The sequence below is a fragment of the Methylobacterium sp. WL7 genome (genome assembly GCF_008040085.1).
GTDB lineage: Bacteria > Pseudomonadota > Alphaproteobacteria > Rhizobiales > Beijerinckiaceae > Methylobacterium > Methylobacterium mesophilicum.
Genome location: NZ_VRVG01000012.1, coordinates 54,697 through 71,131, shown reverse-complemented (window position 1 = coordinate 71,131; position 16,435 = coordinate 54,697). Strand labels below are relative to the sequence as shown.

17 protein-coding genes are annotated in these 16,435 nt (G+C 70.2%); 5 read left to right on the top strand and 12 right to left on the bottom strand.

The genetic code is table 11. The features are described from left to right. Window positions 1-176: 176 nt before the first annotated feature. Window positions 177-500: a thioredoxin gene (gene trxA, locus FV233_RS05805; RefSeq protein WP_007561219.1), complete on the top strand. Its 324-nt coding sequence runs from the start codon at window positions 177-179 to the stop codon at window positions 498-500. A 118-nt stretch (window positions 501-618) separates the two neighbouring features. Here the strand turns inward: trxA and FV233_RS05800 are convergent, their stop codons facing one another. The 4 genes from FV233_RS05800 to trpA all read right to left on the bottom strand — a co-directional run bounded on the left by FV233_RS05800 (window position 619) and on the right by trpA (window position 4,877). Then, window positions 619-1,518: a porin family protein gene (locus FV233_RS05800; RefSeq protein WP_147896892.1), complete on the bottom strand. Its 900-nt coding sequence runs from the start codon at window positions 1,516-1,518 to the stop codon at window positions 619-621. 206 nt (window positions 1,519-1,724) lie between these two features. After that, window positions 1,725-3,050, bottom strand: coding sequence for a folylpolyglutamate synthase/dihydrofolate synthase family protein (locus FV233_RS05795; RefSeq protein WP_147857240.1), 1,326 nt, complete (start codon window positions 3,048-3,050; stop codon window positions 1,725-1,727). An 8-nt stretch (window positions 3,051-3,058) separates the two neighbouring features. After that, on the bottom strand, window positions 3,059-3,955 hold the full coding sequence (accD, locus tag FV233_RS05790; protein ID WP_147857239.1) for an acetyl-CoA carboxylase, carboxyltransferase subunit beta: 897 nt from the start codon (window positions 3,953-3,955) through the stop codon (window positions 3,059-3,061). 82 nt (window positions 3,956-4,037) lie between these two features. Further along, window positions 4,038-4,877, bottom strand: coding sequence for a tryptophan synthase subunit alpha (trpA, locus tag FV233_RS05785; protein ID WP_147896891.1), 840 nt, complete (start codon window positions 4,875-4,877; stop codon window positions 4,038-4,040). Window positions 4,878-5,068: 191 nt separating this feature from the next. Between trpA and FV233_RS05780 the strand changes: the two genes are divergently transcribed. The 3 genes from FV233_RS05780 to FV233_RS05770 all read left to right on the top strand — a co-directional run bounded on the left by FV233_RS05780 (window position 5,069) and on the right by FV233_RS05770 (window position 8,814). After that, entirely contained in the window at window positions 5,069-5,305 is a 237-nt protein-coding gene (locus FV233_RS05780) for a hypothetical protein (RefSeq protein ID WP_147854163.1), read from the top strand. Between the two features lie 83 nt (window positions 5,306-5,388). Continuing rightward, window positions 5,389-6,054, top strand: a complete 666-nt coding sequence (locus tag FV233_RS05775; RefSeq protein WP_147854164.1) for an HAD-IA family hydrolase — start codon at window positions 5,389-5,391, stop codon at window positions 6,052-6,054. A gap of 276 nt (window positions 6,055-6,330) precedes the next feature. Next, the gene (locus FV233_RS05770; protein ID WP_147896890.1) at window positions 6,331-8,814 is read left to right on the top strand and encodes a glucosidase; all 2,484 of its coding nucleotides are present in this window, start codon (window positions 6,331-6,333) and stop codon (window positions 8,812-8,814) included. Between the two features lie 39 nt (window positions 8,815-8,853). Here the strand turns inward: FV233_RS05770 and FV233_RS05765 are convergent, their stop codons facing one another. Next, a complete protein-coding gene (locus tag FV233_RS05765) occupies window positions 8,854-9,261 on the bottom strand; it encodes a MucR family transcriptional regulator (RefSeq protein WP_147854166.1) in 408 nt (135 codons plus the stop codon). Window positions 9,262-9,565: 304 nt separating this feature from the next. On the opposite strand from FV233_RS05765, the gene FV233_RS05760 reads away from it, so the two are divergent. Continuing rightward, window positions 9,566-10,663, top strand: a complete 1,098-nt coding sequence (locus FV233_RS05760; RefSeq protein WP_147854167.1) for an NAD(P)/FAD-dependent oxidoreductase — start codon at window positions 9,566-9,568, stop codon at window positions 10,661-10,663. A gap of 4 nt (window positions 10,664-10,667) precedes the next feature. Here the strand turns inward: FV233_RS05760 and FV233_RS05755 are convergent, their stop codons facing one another. The 7 genes from FV233_RS05755 to FV233_RS05725 all read right to left on the bottom strand — a co-directional run bounded on the left by FV233_RS05755 (window position 10,668) and on the right by FV233_RS05725 (window position 16,023). Next, window positions 10,668-11,384 carry an LrgB family protein gene (locus tag FV233_RS05755; RefSeq protein ID WP_147854168.1) on the bottom strand — a complete coding sequence of 239 codons (717 nt, stop codon included), beginning with the start codon at window positions 11,382-11,384 and terminating at the stop codon, window positions 10,668-10,670. Between the two features lie 3 nt (window positions 11,385-11,387). Continuing rightward, complete coding sequence (locus FV233_RS05750) at window positions 11,388-11,789, bottom strand: CidA/LrgA family protein (protein WP_147854169.1); 402 nt, start codon at window positions 11,787-11,789, stop codon at window positions 11,388-11,390. Window positions 11,790-11,806: 17 nt separating this feature from the next. Next, the gene (locus tag FV233_RS05745; RefSeq protein ID WP_147896889.1) at window positions 11,807-12,268 is read right to left on the bottom strand and encodes a TerB family tellurite resistance protein; all 462 of its coding nucleotides are present in this window, start codon (window positions 12,266-12,268) and stop codon (window positions 11,807-11,809) included. 109 nt (window positions 12,269-12,377) lie between these two features. After that, window positions 12,378-13,031, bottom strand: coding sequence for a DJ-1/PfpI family protein (locus FV233_RS05740; RefSeq protein ID WP_147896900.1), 654 nt, complete (start codon window positions 13,029-13,031; stop codon window positions 12,378-12,380). Between the two features lie 151 nt (window positions 13,032-13,182). Next, on the bottom strand, window positions 13,183-13,869 hold the full coding sequence (gene tenA / locus FV233_RS05735) for a thiaminase II (protein WP_238259818.1): 687 nt from the start codon (window positions 13,867-13,869) through the stop codon (window positions 13,183-13,185). 31 nt (window positions 13,870-13,900) lie between these two features. Further along, a complete protein-coding gene (locus FV233_RS05730; protein WP_007561188.1) occupies window positions 13,901-14,575 on the bottom strand; it encodes a response regulator transcription factor in 675 nt (224 codons plus the stop codon). Further along, a complete protein-coding gene (locus tag FV233_RS05725) occupies window positions 14,572-16,023 on the bottom strand; it encodes an ATP-binding protein (protein WP_246689916.1) in 1,452 nt (483 codons plus the stop codon). The genes FV233_RS05730 and FV233_RS05725 overlap by 4 nt, the downstream gene beginning before the upstream one ends. Between the last annotated feature and the right edge of the window lie 412 nt (window positions 16,024-16,435).

Sequence of the window (16,435 nt, the reverse complement as noted above, 5' to 3'; positions counted from 1 at the left end):
CTCCCCCACCCGACATGCGCCAGCGCCTATCGCAATGCGCCCCTGAAGACGCCCCCATGCATCGGCGGGTGGACTGCTTGACCGCGCGGCGGCCCGTCGCCAAGTCTGATCGAACCGCGCGGGCCCCTGCCCGTCCGAGGCCGCCCGATCGGCGGCCGGTTCTGAAAGGTGACGTTATGGCGACGGTCAAAGTAACCGACGCGAGCTTCGAGCAGGACGTTCTCAAGTCCGCCGAGCCCGTCGTGGTCGATTTCTGGGCGGAATGGTGCGGCCCCTGCCGCCAGATCGGCCCGGCGCTCGAAGAGATCGCCACCGATCTCCAGGGCAAGGTGAAGATCGCCAAGGTCAACGTCGACGAGAACCCGCAGATCGCCGCCCAGTACGGCATCCGCTCGATCCCGACGCTGCTGCTGTTCAAGAACGGCGAGCGGGTCGACCAGAAGGTCGGCGCCGCCCCGAAGGGCGACCTCTCCCGCTGGATCGGCGCGCAGGTCGCGTAAGCGCCTGACGCGTCCGATGTGACGCCAAAAAGAAAGCCCGGCCGCGAGGCCGGGCTTTCTCTGTTTCGAGACCCGTTTTCAAGTCCCGGGCTTCGCGCCCGGGACCAAGCGTTCGATCTTAGTACGAGCCGAACTTGTAGTTCAGGCCGGCGCGGACGACGGCGAAGTCGTTCGTGTTGCGGCTGGTGTTGCCGGTGACGGCGTAGACCGGCAGGACGGCGCCGGTGTTGAGGGAGGCGCCGACCAGCGGCAGGCCGGTGCGGTTGCGGTCCAGGCTCACGTACAGGCCTTCGACCTTGAACGTCACCGCCGACGAGCGGAAGAAGTTCAGGAACGAGTCGGTGGGGAGCGCGAACTCGGCGCCGCCGCCGACGGTGTAGCCGGTCTTGAAGTTGTCGCGGCTGCCAGCGAAGTTCTGGAACGCGACGCCCTGGGTGCCCTGGTCGCCCGTGGCGTAAGCGAAGCCGCCGGTGGCGTACACGAGGGTCTTGTCGAAGGCGTAGCCGAGGCGGCCGCGCACGGTGCCGAAGAAGTCCAGCGTGTTCAGGGTGCCGTTGACCGGGATGAAGCCCGGGTTGATGGCGGCGGCGTTCGTGGCGTAGCGCGGACGGCCACCGAAATCGAGGTACTGCGCGTCGGCCTCGAAGCCGATCACGACGCCCGAGCCCGGGGTGAACTGGTAGTTGTAGCCGATCTGGCCACCGCCGGAGAAGCCTTCGCGGTTGTTCTGGTTGTAGATCAGCGACGAGCCGAGCGGCGCGAGGGCGCGGTACGGCACGAGGCCGCCGGCACCGAGAACGGCCGGGCTGCCGGCAGTCTGCACGAAGCCGCGGTTGCTGTCGGTGCTGCTGGCGTCGAACGCGTAGCCGGCGTTGATACCGAAGTAGAAGCCGGTCCAGGTGAACACCGGGACGGGGGTGAACACCGGCGGCGGCGCGGCGCGACGCGGCAGGTCGGCGGCGGAGGCTGCCGCGGTGAGCGCGGTGAACGCCGCGAGAGAGGTGAGAAGCGTCTTCATTACTGTGATCCCCAGCACAAGCCCGATCGCCGCCGAAGCTAGGCGATTGGTCCTGATGAGGATGTAGCTTCGCTGCCACAGCGGAGGGAAAGCGTAGCCTTTAGAGGCGATTCGCATCCCCGAATGCGGCGAATCGACGACCATTACCGGGTCGCTAACTGAAACGCCGGAAAAAGCCAGCGCTCAAGACAAAGGCGCGGAGCGACTCAGACGGGGGGCGTGTCGTTGGCGGCGAGCACCAATCCGGCCAAGTACAGCGAACCACAGATCAGGATCCGCGGCGGCTGCTCGAAGGCGATGTCCTTCACTTGACCCAGGGCGGCCTCGATGCTCGGGGCGGTCCGGGTCGAGAGGCCGACGGCCTCGCCGATGCGCGCCACCTCCTCCGCCGGCCGCGCCGCCATCGAGGTGGTGATCGGGACCGCGATGAGCGCCCGGGCCAGCCCGACGAAGTTGCGCAGGAAGCCGTCAGCGTCCTTGGTGCTCAGTAGGCCGACGATCAGCACCAGCGGCACGTCGCTGCGTTCGCCGAGATCGGCCATGGCGGCGGCGAGGATCCGGCCGCCGTCGATGTTGTGACCGCCGTCGAGCCAAAGCTCGGCGCCGGGGTCGAGCTGGGCGGCGAGGCGCCCACGACCGAGCCGCTGCAGACGGCCGGGCCAATCGACCTCGGTGAGGCCCCGCTCCAACGCGGCGTTGCCGATATCGCCGAAGCCGGCGGCCCGCAGAGCCGTGATCGCGGTGGCGGCGTTGACCAGTTGGTGGCGCCCGGCGAGTCGCGGACGGGGCAGGTCGAACAGGTCGGTCTCGTCCTGGTAGACCATGCGGCCGCGCTCGTCGTGCGCGGAGAAATCCTGGTTTCCGACCCGGATCGGTGTCGCGCCCACGGCTTCGGCGTGCCGGCAGAGTACGGCGTCCGCCTCGGCATAATCCTGCGCCGCGATCACAGCCGGGCAGCCGCGCTTGAAGATCCCGGCCTTCTCGGCCGCCACCGATTCGACCGTGTCGCCGAGATACTCGGCATGGTCGCGCCCGATCGGGGTCACGACCGCGCAGGCCGGCTGGGCGATGACGTTGGTGGCGTCGAGCCGGCCGCCCAGCCCGACCTCGAGCAGCAGCACGTCGGCCGGGCTCTCCGAGAACAGCAGCAGGGCGGCCGCCGTGGTGATCTCGAACATGGTGATCGGTTGGCCGTCATTGGCGGCCTCGCAGCGTGAGAACGCGTCGGCCAGCCGATCCTCGTCCACGAACTGGCCGCCGCCGATGCCGCCGAGCCGGATCCGCTCGTGGAACCGGACCAGGTGCGGCGAGGTGTAGACATGCGCCGCCAGGCTCCCGGCCTCCAGGATCGCCCGCATGAATGCGATGGTCGAGCCCTTGCCGTTGGTCCCGGCGACGTGGATCACCGGCGGCAGGCGCCGCTCCGGGTGGTTCAGCCGGGCCAGCAAGCGCTCGATCCGCCCCAGCGACAGGTCGATGGTGCGCGGATGGAGCGCGAGGAATCGCGCCATGAGGGCATCTGAGGAGGCCATGGCGCCGGCTAAGCCGCCGCCTGGGCAGGCGCCGGCGCCTCGGGCGTCGCGGCGTTGGTCAGCAGGCCGCAGATCCGTGCGATCGTCTCCTTCAGGGCGTGGCGGTGGACCACCTGATCGACCATGCCGTGCTCGCGCAGATACTCGGCCCGCTGGAAGCCGTCCGGCAGCTTCTCTCGGATGGTCTGCTCGATCACCCGGGGGCCGGCGAAGCAGATCAGCGCGCCCGGCTCGGCCAGGTGCACGTCGCCCAGCATGGCGTAGGAAGCTGTGACGCCGCCGGTGGTCGGGTTGGTGAGCACCACGATGTAGGGCAGGCGTGCGGCGTTCAGCCGGCGCACGGCCACGGTGGTCCTGGGCATCTGCATCAGCGACAGGATCCCCTCCTGCATGCGCGCCCCGCCCGAGGCCGAGAACAGCACGTAGGGGGTACGCTTCTCCAGGGCGGTCTCGGCGCCGCGCACGAAGGCCTCGCCCGCCGCCATGCCGAGCGATCCCGCCATGAAGCCGAATTCCTGCGCCGCCAGCGTCATGGGCAGGCCGCCGACCCGGCCGAAGCCGATCTTGAACGCGTCCTGCAGGCCGGTCTTGGCCCGGGCCTCCTTCAGGCGGTCGACGTAGCGCTTCTCGTCGCGGAACTTAAGCGGGTCGACGGCGACCTCGGGGAGCGCCACGTCGATCCAGGTGCCCTCGTCGAACATCATCTTGAGGCGCGCGGCGGCGCTCATCTTGAGGTGATGCTCGGAGCCGGGAATCACCCAGTGATTGGCTTCCACCTCCTTGTGGAACACCATCTGGCCGGTATCCGGGCACTTGACCCAGAGGTTCTCCGGCGTCTCGCGCTTGAACAGGGTCTTGATCCGGGGGCGCACCACCTCCGAGATCCAGTTCATCGGTTCGACCATCGACTCGCGTCCGTTCGCTTCAAGCTCGCGCTGATATCAGGTGCCGTGTTCGCCGCCGCCAGGGCGCGCGGTGATCCGGGGTTCAGGCCGCCCGGTCCGCGCCGCCCGCGCGCACGCCGGCCGCGAGTTCACGGACCAGCGCCGCCACCGCCGGGACGGTGCCGGCTTGCGGCCGACCCTCGGAATCCAGCCCGCGGACCAGGGTGTCCACCAGCGCCGAACCGACCACGACGCCGTCGGCGCCCTTGGCGATCGCCGTCGCGTGGGCGCCGGTCTTCACCCCGAACCCCACCACCACCGGCAGGTCGGTGTGGCGGCGGATGCGGGCGACCGCCTCCGAGACCTTGCCGAAATCCGGCGTCGCCGTGCCGGTGATCCCGGTGATCGACACGTAGTAGACGAAGCCCGCGGTGTTCGCGAGCACGGCCGGCAGGCGGCGCTCGTCGGTGGTCGGCGTGGCGAGCCGGATGAACGCGAGCCCCTTGGCCAGAGCCGGCAGGCACAGCTCGGTATCCTCCTCCGGCGGCAGGTCGACCACGATCAGACCGTCCACTCCGGCCGCCACCGCGTCGTCGAGGAAGCGGTCGACCCCGTAGGTGTGGATCGGGTTGAAGTAGCCCATCAGCACGATCGGCGTGCCGTCGTTCTCCGCCCGGAAGCGGCGCACGAGGTCGAGGGTGCCGGCGACACCCTGGCCGGCCTTGAGGGCGCGCAGGCCCGCGGCCTGGATCGCCGGGCCGTCGGCCATCGGGTCGGTGAACGGCAGGCCGAATTCCAGGATGTCGGCGCCGGCGCCGGGCAGCGCCTTCAGGACCTCCAGGGAGGTCTCCGGGTCGGGATCGCCCGCCATCACGTAGGTGACGAGGACGGCCCGGTTCTCCGCGCGGGCGCGGGCGAAGGTGGCGTCGATGCGGCTCGGCATGGATCTGATACGGGTTTTCGCGACGAAGGGACCGGGATCCGGCCCAGGATTATCTCCGCGCTACACCATCGGCGTCGGCCCGTGAAGCGCTCGGCCCTGCGGCCACGGCGTCCGTGCGCGACCGCCTTGTCGCGCCGATCCCCGACTCCATCTCCCGGCGTCCACACCCCCTGGAAGATGAGGAGCGCGACATGGCGAAGGCCGACAAGCACCACATGGGCCCGGGCGGTCAGGGCAAGAGTTCGGGCACCGGCGGCATGACCGAGCTTCCGGACGGCGTGCTGGGCGAGAACGAGGTCCTGAGCAACCGGGACAAGTCCCGCCACAGCGACGAGCGCGGGCTCGACGGCAAGGCGGTCCAGACCGACCAATACCAGGACCACGCGGCCAACCGTCAGGCGCCGGGCTCCGAGACTTCGGACACCTGACGGCAGTCAACGATGATCGGGCGGGCGGCGGCCGTGCGCGCGGCGCGGTTGTCCGCCCGCCCGTGCACGCGTAGCCATCGGGCATGACGACCCAAACCCTGCCGACGCGCCGCTTCGCCGCCTTCCTGTTCGACATGGACGGCACGATCATCAGCTCGATCGCCTCCGCGGAGCGCACCTGGACACGCTGGGCGCAAGCCCACGGCCTCGACGTGGCGACCTTCCTGCCGACCATCCACGGGGTCCGCTCGGTGGACACGATCCGCCGGCTTGGCCTGCCCGGGGTCGACCCGGAGGCCGAGGCCGCGGCGATCACCCGGGCCGAGATCGACGATGTCGGCGACATCGTCGAGATCCCGGGGGCCCGGGCTTTCCTGCGCGCGCTGCCGCCGGAACGCTGGGCGATCGTGACCTCGGCGCCGAGGGCGCTCGCCCTGCGCCGCCTGGACGCCGCCGCCATGCCGATCCCGGCCCTGCTGATCGCCGCCGAGGATATCGCCCGGGGCAAGCCCGCGCCGGATTGCTTTTTGCTGGGTGCCGAGCGTCTGGGCGTCGCGGCCCCGGATTGCCTGGTGTTCGAGGATGCGCCGGCAGGTATCCAGGCCGGCGAGGCGGCGGGCGCCGGCGTCGTGGTGGTCACGGCGACCCACCACGCGCCGATCGAGACGACGCACGCGACGATTCCGGATTACCGGGCGCTGACGGTCGATGCCGGGCCGGACGGGTCGCGCATCCTGTCCGTCGGCTGAGGACGCCCGATGCGGTCGATCGGGGCAATCGTATGTGGACATACGATCCGCCAATATTTCAGGTCTTACATCGCCGCATGAAGCATCGACCCCGTCATTCGGGGGTGCCGCAGGCGAGCCCGGAATGACGGGGGGGTTATCCTGTGGCCGCCGGAGCACCGCTTGCAGATCGGATGAGCGCGACCGAAGAAGCCGCGCACCGGAATTGACAACGCCCCGCCGAACCACGGCAGTATCGCGGCGCAAATTCCATAAGAGCGCGGGAGCATCGACCGTATGACCGAGCCGAACGGCGTCCCCGGTCTCTTCGATACCGCCGAGGGACAGCGCCTCGTGCAGGCGCGGACCGATCCGGCCTGGCGGCGCTGGGGGCCGTATCTCAGCGACCGGCAATGGGGCACGGTGCGGGAGGATTACAGCGCCGACGGCGAGGCCTGGGATTCCCTGCCCCACGACCACGCCCGGTCCCGGGCCTATCGGTGGGGCGAGGACGGCATCGGCGGCTTCGGCGACCGGCACCTGAACTGGTGCCTCGCGCTCGCCCTGTGGAACGGACGCGACCCGATCCTGAAGGAGCGCCTGTTCGGCCTCACCAACGCCGAGGGCAACCACGGCGAGGACGTGAAGGAACTGTACTACTACCTCGACGGCGTCCCGACCCACGCCTTCATGCGGATGCTTTACAAGTATCCGCAGGCCGCATTCCCGTATCAACGCCTGGTCGAGGAGAACGGCCGCCGCGGGCTCGACGACCCGGAATTCGAGCTGCTCGACACCGGCCTGTTCGACGCGGGCCGCTACTTCGATGTCGAGATCGCCTACGCCAAGGCGGACCCCGACGACGTGCTGATGCGGGTCAGCGTGACCAACCGCGGGCCGGAGGCAGCCGACCTCACGCTCCTGCCGCAGCTCTGGGCGCGGAACCTGTGGTCGTGGAAGGCCGGGACCGCGAAGCCGGAGTTGGAGGCGGGATCGGACGGGTCGGTCTGGGCGCGCCATCCGGGCGTGGCGCCCATGCGCTTCTTCGCCGAGGGCGCGGCCGAACTGCTGTTCACCGAGAACGAGACCAACACCCACCGGCTCTACGGCAGCGGTCCCGAGGCGGGCTTCTATAAGGACGGGATCGACCGGTGCGTCGTCCAGGGCGAGGCCGGGGCGGCCAACCACCTGTCCGGCACGAAATGCGCCGCACGCTACGACCTGCATCTCGGCCCCGGCGAGACCCGCACGCTGCGCTTGCGGCTGCGCCCCGAGACCACCCCGGGCGAGCCCTTCGCGGATTTCGACGCGGTGTTCGCCACCCGCGCGGCGGAGGCGGACGCGTTCTACGCCGTCCTGCAGGCGTCGATCACCGATCCCGACATGCGGCTCGTCCAGCGGCAGGCTTTGGCCGGGATGCTGTGGTCGAAGCAGCTCTACCATTACGATGTGCGCGAGTGGCTCGCGGGCGATCCGGCCCAGCCGCCCCCCTCCCCCACGCGCCGGCACGGCCGCAACGCCGACTGGACGCATCTGCGCGCCAACGACGTCATCTCGATGCCGGATGCCTGGGAATATCCCTGGTTCGCCGCCTGGCGGGTGTTCGAGCTGGACCGGGCGCTGACGGGCATTCCGGACCACGTCTTCCTGAAGCGTATCTTCAACAAGCTGACGCTGAACTTCACCTGGTGGGTGAACCGGAAGGATTCCGACGACCGCAACCTGTTCCAGGGCGGCTTCCTCGGCCTCGACAACATCGGCATCTTCGACCGCTCGAAGCCGGTTGGCGACGGCGCGACCCTGACCCAGTCGGACGCGACCGCCTGGATGGCGGCCTACGCGCTCAACCTGATGCGCATCGCCATCGAGTTGGCGCTCCGGGATCCGACCTACGAGGACATGGCCGAGAAGTTCTTCGAACACTTTTTGCTCATCGCGGCGGCCACCGGCGACGGCGTCTGGGACGAGGCGGACGGGTTCTTCTACGACGTGATCGAGGCCCGGGACGGCGGTCGCCTGCCGATCCGGGTTCGTACCATGGTCGGGCTGATCCCGATCTTCGCCGTCACCACGATCAGCGCGCGCGACCTGGAGAAGTTGCCGTCGCTCCAGAAGCGGATGCGATTCTTCCTCGAGAACCGGCCGGACCTGGCGACCCTGGTCTCGCGCTGGAACGTGCCGGGCGAAGGCCAGACGGTGCTGCTGTCGCTGCTGCGCGGACACCGGCTGAAGGCGTTGCTGCACCGCGCCCTCGACCCGGCCGAGTTCCTGTCCGAGCACGGCCTCCGGGCGGTCTCGCGGGCTTACGCTGACCAGCCGTTCTGCTTCCCTTGGAACGGCCGCGACATGGGGCTTGCCTACGAGCCCGCGGAATCGCGCTCACGCCTGTTCGGCGGCAATTCGAACTGGCGGGGGCCGGTCTGGATGCCGGTGAACTACCTGCTGATTGCAGGCCTTGAGCAGTTCTACGGCTATTACGGGCCGGATTTCCGTGTGGAGGCGCCGACCCATTCGGGACGGACCTACTCGCTCCGGGAGATCGCGGCGATGCTGTCGCGCCGCCTCATCGGCCTCTCGACCCGCGGACAGGACGGGCATCGGCCGGTCTACGGGGACAGCCGGATCGAACAGGACGATCCGCATTTCCGCGATCTCGTGCTGTTCTACGAGTATTACCACGGCGATACCGGCCGGGGCGTCGGCGCGGCGCACCAGACCGGCTGGTCCGGTCTCGTGGCCCTGCTGATCCAGGAGATCGCGGCGGCAGAAGGCCGGCCGTGACGTGCACGGCCGGCCCCGGCAGTCCGGTCGGAGCCGTGCCTACTCGGCCGCCTGCTGCATCCGCAGCTTCTGGCCAAGCCCGATCTCCCGCGAGATCTTCGAACGCCGGGCGCTGTAGGCCGCGGAGACCAGCGGATAATCCACTGGCAGGCCCCACTTCGCCTTGTAAGCCTCGGGGGTGAGGCCGCGCAGGGTCAGGTGTCGGCGCAGGGCCTTGTAGGACTTGCCGTCCTCGAAGCTCATGATCGTGTCGGGCCGGATCGAGGCCCGGATCTGCGCCTCGGTCGGCCGCTTGACCGGCTGCTCCGACGGCGCGTCGAGGGCCGTGATCGAACGGTGGACTTCCGACAGGAGGCTCGGAAGGGCGCCGGCCGGCACGCTGTTCTTGGTGACGTAGGCGCTTAGGATCTTCGCGGCGAGTTCGACGCTCGGGGAGGTCGTCAGCATGGTCATCTCCTAAGGTTTCCTGTCCGAAGATGCGGCTTTGTCGAGTCGATAGAGGTGCTGTACTGCCGGGTGCCGGTGATGGCCGCCGGGGAGGAATTCCGGTCTGCCCTGGGGCAGCGCGTCATTGCATTATGCGCCCACTCACCGCGCTTACAACCGCTGCGCGTATCTATTGCCGCGCTGTTTCTACTTAGAATTGATAATTAGGGTCAACGCCGAATCAAGATCCGGGCCCTCATCCGGTCTCGGGTGCGGTATTGAAGACTCACCTGCCCTTTCGGGCCGGCAGCCGAGAGTGGTGCGCATGGAGGTTCTGGTCGTTGGCGCCGGCGTCGTCGGGCTGGCCGTAGGGCGGGCCTTCGCGCAGCGTGGGCATGCCGTCATCCTGGCGGAAGCGGAGGACGCGTTCGGGACCGGAGTCTCAGCCCGCAGCTCCGAGGTGATCCATGGCGGCATGTATTACCCGTCCGGTTCCGCGCGCGCCCGCCACTGCGTCGATGGCGCCGAGAAGTTGTACAACTTCTGCGCGAACCATGGGGTACCGCATCGCGCCTGCGGCAAGTTGATCGTGGCGGCCGACGACGCGGAAGCGCAGACGATCGCGGCGATCCGCCATCAAGGCGAGGCGAACGGCGTCCCCGGCCTGGTGCTTCTCGACGCCGCGGCGGCGAAGCGGCTGGAGCCGGCACTCGCCTGCACCCTGGCGCTGCATGCGCCCCGGACCGGCATCGTCGACAGCCACGCGCTGATGCTGGCCCTGCTCGGCGTCATCGAGGATCACGGCGGCGTCCTCGCCCTGCGTACGCCGGTGGAGCGCCTGTCCCGGCGGGGCGGCCAATGGCACGCGGCGTTCGGGGGCAGCGAGCCGGGGGAGATGGCCTTCGACGCGGTCGTCAATGCCGCGAGCTTCGGGGCGCCGGTGCTGGCTTCCCGCACGGAAGGCTATCCGGCCAACCGCGTGCCGGTGCTGCGCTTGGCGCGGGGCAATTACTTCGGCTGCACCGGCAAGCCGGCGTTCTCGCGGCTGATCTATCCGGCCCCGCGCCTCGACGGCGGGCTGGGCATCCACCTCACCCTCGATCTGGCCGGCCGCACCCGATTCGGCCCCGACGTGGAATGGGTCGACACGGTGGACTACCAAGTGGACCCGCGGCGGGCGGACAGCTTCTACGGCTCGATCCGCCGCTACTGGCCAGGCCTGCCGGACGGGGTGCTGTATCCGGACTACGCCGGCCTGCGCCCGAAGCTCACCGGCCCGGGCGAGCCCGCGGCGGACTTTTGGATCGACGGGCCGGCCGAGCACGGGCTGCCCGGGATCGTCCACCTGTTCGGAATCGAGAGCCCGGGCCTGACGTCGAGCCTGTCGCTCGCCGACGCGGTCGTCTGGCACCTCGACGGCTGATCGCTCAGAACAGCAGATGCAGCGCCAGGGGCGCCAGGATCGCGGTCAGGAACGCGTTGAGCCCCATGGCGATGCCCGCGAAGGTGCCGGCCGTCTCGCTCACCTGGAAGGCTCGGGCGGTGCCGATGCCGTGGGCGGCGAGCCCCGCCGCGAAGCCGCGAGCGCGCATGTCCTGGATCCGCAGGACGTTCATCAGGGGCGTCACCAGGATCGCCCCGATGATGCCGGTGAGGATGACCAGGATCGCGGTGAGCGTCGGGTCGCCGCCCAGCGCCTCGGCGATGCCCATGGCGACGCCGGAGGTCACGGATTTCGGCGCCAGCGAGATCAGGATCGGCTGCGGGATGTCGAGCAGGCGCGCCAGCGCGATCACCACCGCGAGCGTCGTGGCGGCGCCGGCCACCAGGGCGGCCAGCATCGGCACGAGGGCACGCAGGACCGTGGCCCGGCGCTCGTAGAGCGGCATCGCCAGCACCACCGTCGCAGGCCCGAGCAGGAAGTGCACGAACTGGGCGCCCTCGAAATAGGTCGGATACGGCGTGCCGGTCACCGCCAGGACGCTGCCGACCAGCACCACCGTGATCAGAACCGGGTTGGCGATCGGGTGGCGGCCGGTGGCGGCCGCGAGCCGGTCGGCCAGGACGTAGGAGGTCAGCGTCACGGTCAGCCACAGCAGCGGCGTGCCGGCGAGGTAGACCCAAAGCGAGAAGTCGCCGGCCACCGCTCAGGCCTCGCCGTCCGGCCGCCGCCGCTCGACCCGGGACGCGACCGCGCGGAACACCAGCACGGTCACCAGCAGCGACAGGGCGGTCGAGACCACCAGCACGATCGCGAGCTTGAGCCCCTGCGCTCGGAGCAGGTCGAGCCGCCCGACCACGCCGACTCCGGCCGGCACGAACATCAGCGACAGGTTCATCAGGAGCCCCCGCGCCGTCGATTCGAGGGTGCCGTCGGTCAGCGGCTGCGGCAGGATCCGGGGCAGGCCGAGGCGGCTGTCGCGCAGCAGCAGGAAGGCGAACATCAGCCCCATGCCGATCACCGGCCCCGGCACCGGCACCCCGGCGCCCCGGGCCAGGACCTCGCCGACGAGCTGGGCGAGCAGGATCAGCGCCAGGCTGGCGATCATCGTCCAGGCCCGCGCGGTCAGGCGGCGCCGACGCCCTGCTGCCCGGTCCGCCGGGCCGCGGTGACCGCCGCCTCGTCGAAGCCGAGCAACCGGCCGAGGCGCTCCACCAGCGCCTCCTCGAACTCGTCCACGATGCCGTCCGCGGCGGCCACCGACCAGGCCATGGTCAGCAATTCCTGGCGCTCAGTGATGTTGGCCTCGTGCGGGATCATCTCGACGAGGCTCGCCACGTCGCGGGTCTCGGCATCGATCGCGGCGGCGCGCTCGATCAGCGCCCTGGCCGCGTCCGGCCCGTCGGCGTAGCGGCCCTGCACGATCCGGGACAGGCGGTCGCTCTCGGCGGGTGCCAGGATGCCGTCGACCCGGGCCACGTGCACGAGCAGGGCGGTCGCGGCGAGATGCGTGTCGTCCACCGGCTCGGAGGCGCCGACCCCGAGAGCCTCGGTCGCGTAGGCGCGCAGGCGTGCGATCAGGGACATGGCGGCTCCGGCGGTTCCTGACGGCACAGTTCGGTTCGCGGGGCGCCCCGTCAAGGACGCCGCACAACGTCGGCGCGAAGCGTGGCGCGGCTGCATCGCTTTCGGGCCGTCAGTCCCCCCGGGCGGCCCGGGTCGCCCCCGCGACCAGCGGGGCCAGGATCTCGTCCGCCGCCCGGACGATCGCCGGCCCGGCCTGCCCGGGCGTGCCGGCCCGGAACGGCGGCTCCGGGGCGTATTCGGCGACGAGTTGCGCGGTGCGGGCATAGTCGGGGCCACGCAGGCGGGCGGCCAGCGCCAGCCCGAGATCGAGCCCGGCCGAGACGCCGGACGCGGTGACCCGATCGCGGTCGAACACCACCCGCTCGGCCACCGGCACGGCGCCGAGCAGCGGCAGCACCGCATCGCGCACGCACCAGTGCGAGGTGGCGCGGTAGCCCCTGAGCAGGCCGGCCGCCCCGAGGATCAGCGAGCCGGTGCAGACGCTCGTCAGCCAGGTCGTGCCGGGCGCGCGGGCCCGCAGGAAGTCCAGCAGGGCCGCGTCGCGCATCTGCTCGGGGGTGCCGTCGCCGCCCGGAACCAGCAGGACGTCGAGATCGGGCGGGCAGGTTTCGAACGTGTGGGTCGCCACCAGGCTCAGGCCCGTGTCGCTGGCGACCGGACCCGCGGATCGCGCGACGCAGTACAGGCTGCCGGGGGCCAGCCCGGCGAGCAGCGCCTGGGGGCCGACAAGGTCGAGGGCGGTCATGCCCGGATAGAGGATCATCGCGATCCGGACCGGGCGATCCTGCGGGATAGCTTTCGGCGCGTCCGCGGCTCCGGTGCGGACGCGCCCGAATGCGGCCGCGGCGGCCGTCGCCGCCAGGATTGCCCGGCGGCTGAGGTCCGGCGGCGGCGTCACGCCCGGTTCGGGATCGTCACAGCGGCCACGCCGCGTCCCGATAGGCGCTGTCCCAGAACAGCCATTCCAGTCGGGTGGCCTGCGTGAAGGCCTCGTGCATCCGCGCGCGTACCACCGGGGACGCCTGCTCCGCGGCCCGGTCGGTGGCGGCGATCATCCTGGCCACGGCCGTGGCGAACTCCTCGCCCGCGTAGGTGTCGATCCAGGCCCGGTACGGGTTGTCGGCGGCGGCGCGGGCGAAGATGTCGTCACCCACCGCCTTGTAGATCCAGAAGCACGGCAACAGGGCCGCGCAGAGCACCTCGAACGGCTCGGCATAGGCCGCGGCGAGGAGGTAGGAGACGTAGTGGTGGCAGGCCGGCGTCAGCGCGGTCGCCGCGAAGGTCTCCGGGCCGATCGCGTAATCCCGGAAGAACCCGCCGTGGAGCGCGCGCTCGACCACGATGGCGTCCTGCGCGGCGCGCGAGAATTGCACGATCCCGTCCGGGTCCGGCGCCTTCGCGGCGGCGAGGCTCAGCGCACGGCCGAAGCCGATCAGGTAATGCGCGTCCTGCACGATGTAGTGGCGGAAGCGATCCTGCTTGAGCGTGCCGGCGGCGAGCTCGGCGTTGAACGGCATCGACCGGATCGTCTCGTAGGCCACCGCGTTGCGCGCCCACGCGTCGCGGGAGAACGCGTTCGAGCCGGTGTCACCGTCGGTCAAAGGCAACTCCTGCCTGGTTTCTGTGAGGGCGTCAGCCCTGTCGCTGGGCGTGCGTGACGGCCACGTGGATCAGTTCGGCCAGCGTCCGGACGCCGAGCTTCTGGCGCATCTGCGAGCAGGCGTTGGTGACGGTCTTGTAGCTCACCGACAGGTCGGCCGCGATGGCGCCGTAGGAGCGACCCTGGGCCAGCCGCGCCAGGATCTGCTGCTCACGGGGGGTGAGCTGGGATTCGGGAGTCCGGCGGGCGTCGGCGCGTAGCATCGCGACCTCGGTGGCGAGCCGGCGGTCGAGGTAGACCTCGCCGACCCTGACCTTGCCGAACGCCTCGAACAGCTCCGCCGAGGCGTGGTCCTTCAGCACGTAGCCCAGCGCACCGGCCTCGAGCGCCCGCGCCACGATTACCGGATCGTTGTGCATGCTGAACACCAGGATGCGCGTCTCCGGGGCGACCGCGCGGATGCGACGGATCAGGCCGAGCCCGGCCATGCCGCTGCCCTGGAAGGTGAGGTCGCAGATCACCACCGGCGGACGCAGCCGGTGGAAGATCCGGTAGCCGCCGACCACCGTGGTCGCCTCCGCGATGGTCTCGACCCCGGAATCCTCGAGGACCCGGCGACAGCCTTGCAGGACGATCGGATGATCGTCGATCACGAGGACCGGTAAGCGTGTGGCGGCGGCGTCGATCTGGGAGGCGATGGCGTTCATGCGCTCGGCGCGTTGTTGTTCTCGTCGACCCGCTCCGGCGGAACGGGGATCGTGATCTTGACGATTGCTCCGGGGCCGGCATTGTCAAGGGCGAAGGTACCATCCAGCGCCTCGACGCGCTCGCGCATCCCCGACAGACCGAGCCCGGTGCGGTGTTCGAGCGGGATTCCCGTCCCGTCGTCGCGGATCGTGACGCGCAATAGGCCGTCCCCCTCTGTCGCCTCGGCCTCGACCCGGGTGGCGGCGCCGTGCCGCACGGCGTTGGTCGCGCTCTCCTGCACACAGCGGAACACCGTGAGGTCCACGAGGTCGCCATAGCCGCGGGCCAAGCCGTCGAACCGGCCGACGAAGGCGGTGCCGGGATGGCGCTGACCGAAGCCGCGCAGCATCAGATCGAGGCAGGTGGCGAGCGGCGCCTGCCCAAGCCCGTGCGGGCGCAGACGGTTCAGGAGTTCCCGGTTGACGGTCTGGACCTGCCCGACGATGGCGCTGATCTCGGCAGCCCGGGTGGCGAGCTTTTCGCGATTGGGCTCGGCCGCGCCCGAGGCGATCCGGGCGATCGACGCGGCATTGGCCTCAAGGGCGAACAGGCAGGGACCGAACTCGTCGTGCAGTTCGAGCGCGGTGCGGCGGCGCTCGTCGTCCTGCGCGGTGAGCAATTGCCGGTTGAGCCGGCCGTTGGCGGCGCGGACCTCGCTCAACGCGGCGGCGACCTTGTTGAACCGCTCGGCGATCACCGCCAGCTCCCGGGCGCCGGGGGGCTTCAGGCGCGCGGTGTAATCATGGTGCTCCAGCTGGGTCAGGCCGGCGCCCAGCCGCTGCAGGGGCGCCAGGATGCGCCCGAGGGCCAGATAGAGCGCGATCAGCATCGCGGCGTTGATCGCCAGCGTGGTCATCGAGAGCGCCCGGGCATAACCCCAGATCTCGTCGATCTCGTCCATCGGCTGGGTGGTGATCTGCGCGGTTCCGAGGGTCTGCCCGTTGACCACGATCGGCAGGGTGTGGCGCTCGATCGGCGGCATGATCAGGTCGGCGAACCAATGGGGCGCCTCGCGCTCGGCCCGGTGCGGTGGCATCGGTTTGCCGACCTGGTCGCCGTCCGCTTCCAGGACCGCGACGCGGACGTGCCGCAGGACCTTGAAGCGGAGGTCCAAGGTCTGGAGCAGCGTGTCCGGCGAGGCGGTGTCGGACAGGCGGATCGTGTCGGCGACCAGGGACTCGACGGTGGCCAGCGAGGCGCGGGTCTCGACCCGCACCGCGTTGCGCGCGTTGAGCACGATCACCCCGCAGGAGATCAGAGCCGCCAGCGCGTCGATGAACAACACAACCGCGACGAGCCGGGCCCGGGTCGACCAATCGGTCCACGACCAGAAGCCGGCGCGGTGCCTGTCGGGCGGTGCAGCCGAGATGGGAAGCTGAGTCGGTGTCGTATCCACGCCGAGACGCATAACGCATCGTCCCGGCGACCGGAACCGGCTCGATGCGCTAGCTTTTTGATTCCCATCGTCTTTTCCCCGTAAGCCAGTGGCCGCCTTCGGGAATTGTGCTCGCGCTGGCCTGTCGGCGAAGCCTCTGCCACCGGATCCCGCAAGTCGCTTCGGACGATGACGGCCCTGGCCAGGGGATCGGCGGCGCCCCGGCGCTGTCGAAGCCGTACCGCGGTAATCGAACCGACTACGGATTCTTAAGCGGCTTCAGCTTATCTTGTGGATAGCCGAGCCCAGATGGGCCGGGCACCCAATACGACGCGACATCTTTGCGCCGTATTGCGGTTTCTCTATCGACGGCAGAGTCGACCCATCTCCGCAACGATGGAGAACGGCGGCCGGTCGTGGGGGGCCCGGTCGCGCGCGTCGTGCA

What these genes read in the sequence shown, in the direction of transcription:
- trxA (WP_007561219.1), top strand. Translation starts at nt 177, where the DNA reads ATGGCGACGGTCAAAGTAACCGACGCGAGCTTCGAGCAGGACGTTCTC.
- FV233_RS05800 (WP_147896892.1), bottom strand. Translation starts at nt 1,518, where the DNA reads ATGAAGACGCTTCTCACCTCTCTCGCGGCGTTCACCGCGCTCACCGCG.
- FV233_RS05795 (WP_147857240.1), bottom strand. Translation starts at nt 3,050, where the DNA reads ATGGCCTCCTCAGATGCCCTCATGGCGCGATTCCTCGCGCTCCATCCG.
- accD (WP_147857239.1), bottom strand. Translation starts at nt 3,955, where the DNA reads ATGGTCGAACCGATGAACTGGATCTCGGAGGTGGTGCGCCCCCGGATC.
- trpA (WP_147896891.1), bottom strand. Translation starts at nt 4,877, where the DNA reads ATGCCGAGCCGCATCGACGCCACCTTCGCCCGCGCCCGCGCGGAGAAC.
- FV233_RS05780 (WP_147854163.1), top strand. Translation starts at nt 5,069, where the DNA reads ATGGCGAAGGCCGACAAGCACCACATGGGCCCGGGCGGTCAGGGCAAG.
- FV233_RS05775 (WP_147854164.1), top strand. Translation starts at nt 5,389, where the DNA reads ATGACGACCCAAACCCTGCCGACGCGCCGCTTCGCCGCCTTCCTGTTC.
- FV233_RS05770 (WP_147896890.1), top strand. Translation starts at nt 6,331, where the DNA reads ATGACCGAGCCGAACGGCGTCCCCGGTCTCTTCGATACCGCCGAGGGA.
- FV233_RS05765 (WP_147854166.1), bottom strand. Translation starts at nt 9,261, where the DNA reads ATGCTGACGACCTCCCCGAGCGTCGAACTCGCCGCGAAGATCCTAAGC.
- FV233_RS05760 (WP_147854167.1), top strand. Translation starts at nt 9,566, where the DNA reads ATGGAGGTTCTGGTCGTTGGCGCCGGCGTCGTCGGGCTGGCCGTAGGG.
- FV233_RS05750 (WP_147854169.1), bottom strand. Translation starts at nt 11,789, where the DNA reads ATGATCGCCAGCCTGGCGCTGATCCTGCTCGCCCAGCTCGTCGGCGAG.
- FV233_RS05745 (WP_147896889.1), bottom strand. Translation starts at nt 12,268, where the DNA reads ATGTCCCTGATCGCACGCCTGCGCGCCTACGCGACCGAGGCTCTCGGG.
- FV233_RS05740 (WP_147896900.1), bottom strand. Translation starts at nt 13,031, where the DNA reads ATGATCCTCTATCCGGGCATGACCGCCCTCGACCTTGTCGGCCCCCAG.
- FV233_RS05730 (WP_007561188.1), bottom strand. Translation starts at nt 14,575, where the DNA reads ATGAACGCCATCGCCTCCCAGATCGACGCCGCCGCCACACGCTTACCG.
- FV233_RS05725 (WP_246689916.1), bottom strand. Translation starts at nt 16,023, where the DNA reads ATGCGTCTCGGCGTGGATACGACACCGACTCAGCTTCCCATCTCGGCT.